The organism is Serratia sp. Je.1.23.a (assembly GCF_051129805.1).
In the GTDB taxonomy this organism is placed as follows: Bacteria; Pseudomonadota; Gammaproteobacteria; order Enterobacterales; family Enterobacteriaceae; genus Serratia; species Serratia liquefaciens.
The window spans coordinates 385412-392984 of record NZ_JBCPSR010000005.1 but is presented as its reverse complement, the minus strand read 5'-3'; the positions used below and the strand labels follow the sequence as shown (position 1 = coordinate 392984).

General features: G+C 54.5%; 5 protein-coding genes, 1 tRNA gene and 2 rRNA genes. 7 read left to right on the top strand and 1 reads right to left on the bottom strand.

Going from position 1 to position 7573, the window contains the following annotated elements:
- Positions 1-6: 6 nt before the first annotated feature.
- The 7 genes from rrf (AAZT04_RS19135) to aceK all read left to right on the top strand — a co-directional run bounded on the left by rrf (AAZT04_RS19135) (position 7) and on the right by aceK (position 6851).
- A 5S ribosomal RNA gene (gene rrf / locus AAZT04_RS19135) occupies positions 7-122 on the top strand.
- A 13-nt stretch (positions 123-135) separates the two neighbouring features.
- Positions 136-211, top strand: a tRNA-Thr gene (locus AAZT04_RS19130).
- A 52-nt stretch (positions 212-263) separates the two neighbouring features.
- Positions 264-379 (top strand): 5S ribosomal RNA (gene rrf / locus AAZT04_RS19125).
- Between the two features lie 376 nt (positions 380-755).
- A complete protein-coding gene (gene metA / locus AAZT04_RS19120) occupies positions 756-1685 on the top strand; it encodes a homoserine O-acetyltransferase MetA (RefSeq protein ID WP_041415044.1) in 930 nt (309 codons plus the stop codon).
- A gap of 387 nt (positions 1686-2072) precedes the next feature.
- Positions 2073-3671: a malate synthase A gene (aceB, locus tag AAZT04_RS19115; protein WP_187961994.1), complete on the top strand. Its 1599-nt coding sequence runs from the start codon at positions 2073-2075 to the stop codon at positions 3669-3671.
- Between the two features lie 47 nt (positions 3672-3718).
- Positions 3719-5026, top strand: a complete 1308-nt coding sequence (aceA, locus tag AAZT04_RS19110) for an isocitrate lyase (protein WP_020837214.1) — start codon at positions 3719-3721, stop codon at positions 5024-5026.
- A gap of 70 nt (positions 5027-5096) precedes the next feature.
- Positions 5097-6851, top strand: coding sequence for a bifunctional isocitrate dehydrogenase kinase/phosphatase (aceK, locus tag AAZT04_RS19105; RefSeq protein WP_434681352.1), 1755 nt, complete (start codon positions 5097-5099; stop codon positions 6849-6851).
- Positions 6852-6878: 27 nt separating this feature from the next.
- Here the strand turns inward: aceK and AAZT04_RS19100 are convergent, their stop codons facing one another.
- The gene (locus AAZT04_RS19100; protein ID WP_434681350.1) at positions 6879-7520 is read right to left on the bottom strand and encodes a bifunctional 4-hydroxy-2-oxoglutarate aldolase/2-dehydro-3-deoxy-phosphogluconate aldolase; all 642 of its coding nucleotides are present in this window, start codon (positions 7518-7520) and stop codon (positions 6879-6881) included.
- Positions 7521-7573: the final 53 nt, after the last annotated feature.

Sequence of the window (7573 nt, the reverse complement as noted above, 5' to 3'; positions counted from 1 at the left end):
AATTTGCCTGGCGGCAATAGCGCGGTGGTCCCACCTGACCCCATGCCGAACTCAGAAGTGAAACGCCGTAGCGCCGATGGTAGTGTGGGGTCTCCCCATGCGAGAGTAGGACACTGCCAGGCATCAAATTAGTGTGCTGATATGGCTCAGTTGGTAGAGCGCACCCTTGGTAAGGGTGAGGTCCCCAGTTCGACTCTGGGTATCAGCACCACTTTATTTAAAGTGGGTTTAGAAGTTCGGCAAAAAAGAATTAAAAGAATTTGCTTGGCGGCAATAGCGCGGTGGTCCCACCTGACCCCATGCCGAACTCAGAAGTGAAACGCCGTAGCGCCGATGGTAGTGTGGGGTCTCCCCATGCGAGAGTAGGACACTGCCAAGCATCAAATAAAGCAACAAGCCCTACGTGAAAGCGTAGGGCTTTTTGTTTTATCTGCTGTATGTCGTTCTGCTCGAGCATGGGCATGCGAAAAGCCCGTCGGGAACGGGCTTTAACGCCGCTTGCGGCGGCCCCGAAGGGGTGAGTCTCAGGATGAGACGAATCGTGTAGGACACTGCCAGGCATCAATTATGCCAAGAGGCCATCCGTAAGGATGGCCTTTTTGCTTTTTAGCGTCCAAAAATACGTTTAACCTCCCGTCATCGCCGCGATGAAACATTTTCACCTTTCCGTTGAACACTCGACATTACGGTAAAAAACCGCTATCTTCGGGCATCTAGAAGTCTAAACGTTTAAACGGATGTGTGGGGATTAAGCAATGCCGATTCGTGTTCCTGATGAGTTACCTGCAGTAAGTTTCTTGCGCAATGAGAATGTCTTTGTGATGACATCCTCACGGGCAAAAACACAGGAAATCAGGCCGTTGAAAGTGCTGATCCTTAACCTGATGCCAAAGAAGATCGAGACGGAAAATCAGTTTTTACGTCTGCTTTCTAACTCGTCTTTGCAAATCGATATCCAGTTGCTGCGTATCGACAGCCGCGAGTCAAAGAACACGCCGGCGGAGCATCTGAACAACTTTTACTGTGATTTTGAAGACATCCAGGATCAGAACTTTGATGGTCTGATCGTGACGGGGGCCCCGCTAGGGTTGGTTGATTTCTGCGACGTTGCTTACTGGCCGCAGATTGAACGCGTAATAGATTGGGCCAAGAATCACGTGACCTCCACGCTATTTGTCTGTTGGGCCGTGCAGGCCGCTTTGAATATTTTGTATGGCATCCCGAAGATGACGCGTGAAGTGAAACTCTCTGGCGTTTACCAGCACCAAACCTTGCAGCAGCATGCCTTGCTGACGCGTGGTTTTGATGAGACCTTCCTAGCACCCCATTCACGCTATGCGGATTTCCCTACCGAGATTATTCGGCAGTACACGGATCTGGATATCCTGGCCGAGTCGGAGCAAACCGGGGCCTATTTGTTCGCCAGCAAGGATAAACGGCTGGCGTTCGTGACTGGGCACCCAGAGTATGATGCGCTGACGCTCGCCGGTGAGTACTGTCGCGATAACGAAGCAGGTCTCAACCCGGTAGTGCCGCTCAATTACTTCCCCGACGATAACCCCGAACTTACCCCCAAAGCGACCTGGCGCAGCCATGGCCACCTGTTGTTCGCCAACTGGCTTAACTACTACGTTTACCAGATCACACCTTACGATCTGCGTCATATGAACCCGACCCTGGAATAACATTTTTTGCTTTAACCGGCGGCTGAATCGAGGCCGCCGGCACTCCTCTCCCAGCGCGTTTCTCCTTATTTATCTGCCATTCTTACTAAAACTCATTATCTAACAAACACTTGATATAACCATCGGCAGGGAATGGAACCGGTTTCCTTACCCTCTGGTATTGTTATTTTTAATAACCAATTGATAATAAAAGGTTAATAAAATATTTAATAATAAAATGGAAATCGTTTTTGATTTTTATTTTTAGTTGAGTATTCTTAGATCCAGCGAGATGAGATCTGACCAGTTGAGGATCATTTTATTCATCCTGATCCGCACTGATTTCTGATGAAGATGTGCCCGCCTGACTTGCAGCTGCGGTGCACAATGATGCGAAGGAGCAAGACAATGACGCAACAGATAGCAGGCACGGAGTTAACGTTTACGCAGGGTTTTACCGCTGCTGAACGGCAGGTGTTGACGGATGACGCGGTCGAATTCCTGGCGGATCTGGTGAGTAAATTTACTCCGCAGCGCAATAAGCTTTTGGCTGCGCGTGCCTGTTGGCAGCAGAAGATCGATCAGGGCGAACTCCCGGACTTTATTTCGGAAACTGATTCCATTCGAAATGGAGAGTGGAAGATCCGCGGCATACCCGAGGATCTGCGCGACCGTCGGGTCGAAATCACCGGGCCGGTTGAACGCAAAATGGTGATCAATGCCCTGAATGCCAATGTGAAGGTGTTTATGGCGGATTTCGAAGATTCACTGGCGCCGAGCTGGGACAAAGTGATCGATGGGCAAATCAACCTGCATGATGCAGTGAATGGCACCATTTCTTACACCAATGAAGCCGGCAAGATTTATCAGTTGAAGCCTAATCCAGCGGTATTGATAGCGCGCGTACGTGGCCTGCATTTGCCGGAGAAACACGTGCAGTGGCAGGGCGAAGCGATCCCTGGCGGTCTGTTCGATTTCGCACTGTATTTCTTCCACAACTACCGTCAATTGCTGGCAAAAGGCAGCGGCCCTTATTTCTACCTGCCGAAAACCCAATCCTGGCAGGAGGCGGCCTGGTGGAGTGAAGTATTCAGCTTTGCCGAGGATCGTTTCTCCCTGCCGCGCGGCACCATCAAGGCCACGGTATTGATCGAAACGCTGCCGGCGGTATTCCAGATGGACGAGATCCTTTACCACCTGCGCGATCATATCGTCGGGTTGAACTGTGGCCGTTGGGATTACATCTTCAGCTATATCAAAACGCTGAAAAACCACGCTGACCGGGTCCTGCCAGATCGCCAGTCGGTCACGATGGACAAGTCGTTCCTCAGTGCTTACTCCCGCTTGCTGATCAAGACCTGCCACAAGCGAGGCGCTTTTGCCATGGGGGGCATGGCCGCGTTTATCCCTAGCAAAGATGCCGAGAAAAATGCCTGGGTATTGAACAAGGTACGGGCGGATAAAGAGCTGGAGGCCAATAACGGCCATGACGGCACCTGGGTGGCGCATCCGGGGTTGGCGGATACCGTCATGGAAGTGTTCAGCAAAGTGCTCGGCGAACGTCGAAATCAGCTGGAAGTCCTGCGTGAAAACGATGCGCCGATCAGCGCCGCGCAACTGCTGGAACCCTGCGATGGCGAACGGACCGAAGCTGGCATGCGCGCCAATATTCGCGTGGCGGTGCAATACATCGAGGCCTGGATCTCCGGCAATGGCTGCGTACCGATTTACGGCTTGATGGAAGATGCGGCGACGGCGGAAATATCCCGTACCTCAATCTGGCAGTGGATCCATCACCAAAAGAGCCTGAGTGATGGCCAGTTGGTCACCAAGGCGCTGTTCCGCCAGATGCTGAAAGAAGAGATGTTGGTGGTACGTGAAGAATTGGGTGAGGCGCGCTTTAACGCTGGCCGTTTCGAAGAAGCTGCGCGCCTGATGGAACGTATCACTACGCAAGACGAATTAATCGATTTTCTGACCTTACCCGGCTATGAGCTTCTGGCCTGAACCTGTTCCTGACCATTAACCCTACATTATTGAAAAGGATAAAAATTATGTCTACCTCTCGTGCTCAACAGATTCAACAACTGGAACAGGAATGGAAATCGGCTCGCTGGGAAGGCATCACGCGCCCATACAGCGCTGAAGACGTGATTAATTTGCGCGGCTCGGTCAATCCGGTCTGCACGCTGGCACAAAACGGTGCCGCCAAGCTGTGGGAACTGCTGCACGGTAAATCACGCAAAGGCTATGTCAACAGCCTGGGTGCGCTGACTGGCGGGCAGGCATTGCAGCAGGCCAAAGCCGGCATTGAGGCGATTTATCTGTCTGGCTGGCAGGTCGCTGCGGATGCCAACACCGCGTCGGCCATGTACCCGGACCAGTCGCTGTACCCGGTTGATTCCGTGCCGGCGGTGGTTAAACGTATCAACAATACTTTCCGCCGTGCCGATCAGATCCAGTGGGCCAATAAAATTGAACCGGGCAGTAAGGGTTACACCGACTACTTCCTGCCGATTGTCGCCGATGCCGAAGCCGGTTTTGGCGGCGTGCTGAATGCCTTTGAGCTGATGAAAGCCATGATTGAGGCCGGCGCTGCCGGGGTGCATTTCGAAGACCAATTGGCGGCGGTGAAAAAGTGCGGCCATATGGGCGGTAAAGTGCTGGTGCCAACCCAGGAGGCGATTCAGAAGCTGGTAGCCGCCCGTTTGGCTGCAGACGTGCTCGGTGTGCCAACGCTGGTCATCGCACGTACCGACGCCGATGCGGCCGATTTGCTGACGTCAGACTGCGATCCATACGACAGCGAGTTTGTCTCCGGCGAACGTACAGCGGAAGGTTTCTTCCGTACCCATGCCGGCATTGAGCAAGCGATCAGCCGTGGTCTGGCGTATTGCCCTTACGCTGACCTGGTGTGGTGCGAAACCTCCACGCCGGATCTGCAGGCAGCCAAGCGTTTCGCTGATGCCATTCACGCCAAATTCCCAGGCAAACTGCTGGCATACAACTGTTCACCGTCGTTCAACTGGAAAAAGAACCTGGACGATCAGACGATTGCCCGCTTCCAGGAAGAACTGTCGGCGATGGGATACAAGTACCAGTTCATCACGCTGGCGGGCATCCATAGCATGTGGTTCAACATGTTTGACCTGGCGCACGCTTATGCACAGGGCGAGGGCATGAAGCACTACGTCGAGAAGGTACAGAAACCGGAATTCGATGCCGTTTCACGCGGTTACACCTTTGCATCGCACCAGCAGGAAGTGGGTACCGGCTATTTCGACAAGGTTACTACCATCATTCAGGGCGGTGCTTCTTCGGTAACGGCGCTGACCGGTTCGACGGAAGAACAGCAGTTCTGAGGCGGCAACGCTGAAAAAACCTAACCCAGAGCCTGCATATGCGGGCTCTATTTTCTGGCGGGAGGTAAGGATGGCGGCGAAACTGGAGCTGTTGATCGCACAGACGATACTGCAGGGTTTTGATGCGCAATATGGCCGCTTCCTTGAGGTGACTGCCGGTGCGCAGCAGCGTTTTGAGCGAGCAGACTGGCCGGCGGTGCAACAGGCGATGAAAAAGCGTATTCACCTGTATGACCATCACGTCGGTTTGGTGGTGGAGCAACTGAAGTGCATCACGGGGCAAAAGTCCTTTGATACGGATTTCCCCAGCCGGGTGAAGGCGGTGTACACCGAGCTGTTGCCGGAGTATCCACGCTTTGAGATCGCCGAAAGCTTCTTCAATTCGGTTTACTGCCGCCTGTTCAAACACCGGGATCTAACGCCGGAAAAGCTGTTTGTTTTCAGCTCCCAGCCCGAGGGACGCTTTCGCGATATCCCGCGTCCGCTGTCGCGCAATTTCACTGCTGGCGGTGATGTATCGGCGATGCTGTACAACCTGCTGACCGATTTACCTCTGCGGCTACCTTGGGAAAACTTGTCGCGTGATATTGATTACATCACGTTGGCGTTGCAACAGAGCTTTAGCGCGCAGCAGTTGGCGGGGGCGACGTTCCAGATTGCCAATGAGCTCTTTTACCGTAACAAGGCTGCCTGGCTGGTCGGTAAGCTGCGGGTGGCGGATACGGTCTATCCTTTCCTGCTGCCGATCCATCACAGCGATTCCGGTGCCTTGTTTATCGATACCTGCCTGACCAGTAAGGCCGAGGCCAGTATCGTCTTCGGTTTCGCACGTTCTTACTTTATGGTTTACGCACCGCTTCCGGCAGCGATGGTCGAGTGGCTGCGAGAAATACTGCCGGGCAAAACCACCGCCGAACTGTATATGGCGATTGGCTGCCAGAAGCACGGTAAAACGGAATGTTACCGTGAATACCTGACGTTTATGGCCGGCTCGCAGGAGCAGTTCATCATCGCGCCGGGGGTGAAAGGCATGGTGATGCTGGTGTTTACCCTGCCGTCGTTCGATCGGGTGTTCAAGGTGATCAAAGACGAGTTCGCACCGCAAAAAGAGGTGACGCAGGCACAGGTGATGGCCTGTTACCAGTTGGTGAAAGAACACGACCGCGTGGGGCGCATGGCGGATACCCAAGAGTACGAGAATTTTGTCGTCGACAAGGCGCGCCTCAGCCCGGAGCTTTTGGCTGAATTGCAGCGTGAAGTGCCGGACAAGCTGGAGGATCTGGGCGATCGCATCGTGATCAAGCACCTGTATATGGAACGGCGCATGACGCCGCTGAACCTGTATCTGGAGCAGGCCAATGAGCAGCAGATGCGCGACGCCATCGAAGAGTATGGCAATGCGATCAAACAACTGGCTGCCGCTAATATCTTCCCTGGCGACATGCTATTCAAGAACTTCGGCGTGACCCGGCACGGGCGGGTGGTGTTCTACGATTACGATGAAATTTGCTATATGACCGAGGTGAACTTCCGCGATATTCCACCGCCGCGTTACCCGGAAGATGAACTGGCCAGCGAGCCGTGGTACAGCGTGTCGGCGAACGATGTATTCCCGGAGGAGTTCAGGCATTTTCTGTGTGGCGATCGGCGCATTCGGCAGGTGTTTGAAGAGTTGCACAGCGACCTGTTCGAAGCCGATTACTGGCGCGGGCTGCAGCAGCGCATTCGTGACGGGCATGTGGAAGATGTCTTCGCTTACCGCAAGAAACGGCGTTTTAGCCAGCGCAGCGGGGTGGCACTGCCTGCTACCTCGGCAGCGACGTAAGGGCGCGGCACGCCGCGCCCGATAGCATTAAGCTTTTGCACCCGCAACGGCGGCACGCGCCAATTCGGTGATGCGTGCGTAGTCGCCGCTTTCCAGCGCATCCGCCGGCACCAGCCAGGAGCCGCCGATGCACAGCACGCTTTTCAGCGCCAGATAGTCACGGTAGTTGCTCGGTGAAATACCGCCGGTCGGGCAGAAACGTACCTGCGGGAACGGGCCGCCGATCGCCTGCAGTGCTTTCACGCCGCCGTTGGCTTCCGCCGGGAAGAATTTAAACTCACGCAGCCCATGATCCATGCCCAACATCAGTTCAGACACGGTGCTGATACCCGGAATTAACGGGATTGAACCGGCCATGGCCGCTTGCAGCAGATCGGCAGTCAGGCCAGGGCTGATGGCGAATTGCGCCCCGGCATCGGTCACTTCCTGCAGCTGCTGCGGGTTGATGACGGTACCGGCGCCGATGATGGCATCAGGCACTTCTTTGGCAATAGCACGGATCGCGTCCATTGCGCAGGCGGTGCGCAGGGTGACTTCCAATACCCGGACGCCACCGGCTACCAGGGCTTTCGCCAGCGGGATCGCGTGTTCCAATTTGTTGATGACGATCACCGGGACTACCGGGCCGGCCATCAGGATCTGCTCTGCGCTGGTTTTCCAATTGTTCATTAAGGGTTCTCTCCAGTTATGGCCGTCGCCTTCGGGCTGCCCGGCCATGCTAT

Coding starts and splice junctions, on each gene's coding strand:
- aceB (WP_187961994.1), top strand. CDS start 2,073: ATGACGCAACAGATAGCAGGCACGGAGTTAACGTTTACGCAGGGTTTT.
- metA (WP_041415044.1), top strand. CDS start 756: ATGCCGATTCGTGTTCCTGATGAGTTACCTGCAGTAAGTTTCTTGCGC.
- AAZT04_RS19100 (WP_434681350.1), bottom strand. CDS start 7,520: ATGAACAATTGGAAAACCAGCGCAGAGCAGATCCTGATGGCCGGCCCG.
- aceK (WP_434681352.1), top strand. CDS start 5,097: ATGGCGGCGAAACTGGAGCTGTTGATCGCACAGACGATACTGCAGGGT.
- aceA (WP_020837214.1), top strand. CDS start 3,719: ATGTCTACCTCTCGTGCTCAACAGATTCAACAACTGGAACAGGAATGG.